Origin of the sequence: Acetivibrio ethanolgignens, assembly GCF_001461035.1 — a bacterium.
Classification (GTDB): domain Bacteria; phylum Bacillota; class Clostridia; order Lachnospirales; family Lachnospiraceae; genus Velocimicrobium; species Velocimicrobium ethanolgignens.
In genome coordinates, this window is record NZ_LNAM01000128.1 from 1 (window position 1) to 692 (window position 692).

The 692-nt window shown below is 39.9% G+C and carries 2 protein-coding genes; both read left to right on the forward strand.

Translation table 11 applies throughout. The features are described from left to right. Positions 1-79: 79 nt before the first annotated feature. Complete coding sequence (locus ASU35_RS20130; RefSeq protein WP_058352309.1) at positions 80-304, forward strand: hypothetical protein; 225 nt, start codon at positions 80-82, stop codon at positions 302-304. Positions 305-424: 120 nt separating this feature from the next. Further along, positions 425-692, forward strand: a 268-nt coding sequence (locus tag ASU35_RS06910) for a recombinase family protein (protein WP_172794611.1), incomplete at its 3' end; no start/stop codon positions are given.

Genomic DNA, 692 nt, shown 5'->3' on the forward strand with positions numbered 1-692 from the left:
CTGGAGCAGATGTAAGAGTTGGAAGTTGCAAATGTCTGCTTAATCAGCAGACACTAAATTACGGAAGGAGATTCAGATTATGATTTATGGGTACGGAAGAGTGAGTACAAAAGGACAGGCAAAGGATGGGAACAGTCTGGAAGCACAGGAAAGGTTGCTTAAGGAGCATGGAGCAGAGGTTATCTATATGGATTCTTTTACTGGTATGTTTTTTGCAGAGGTAAAATGTAGGTTGTTGCAAAATGCTATGTATGTAGGTTGTTGCAAAATAGACCTTGGGGGCTACACCCCCAAACCCCTGTAAAATCAACGGATGCGGCAAATCAAAACCTACATTTACCCCATCCGTTGATTCTGCAATTACCTACAAAAGGGGGCTGCAACTTTCTGTATTTTACTTTTGCAATAAACAACTGGTACGAAGATGACCAGACCAGAATTTGATAAGCTGCTGGAAGAATTAAAAGCTGGAGATACGCTGGTAGTGGCTAAACTGGATAGGTTCGCAAGGAGTGTGTCGCAGGCAAGTGACCTGATAACAAAGCTTATTGATGAAGGGATTCGTGTGGATGTATGTAATCTTGGTATATTGGATAATTCATCTATGAGTACCCTGATGCGGAATATCCTTCTTATAAATGTCAATACAAAAATGTACAAAAGTTCCAAAATAATAATGTACAACTTTTCTA

Coding starts and splice junctions, on each gene's coding strand:
- ASU35_RS20130 (WP_058352309.1), top strand. CDS start 80: ATGATTTATGGGTACGGAAGAGTGAGTACAAAAGGACAGGCAAAGGAT.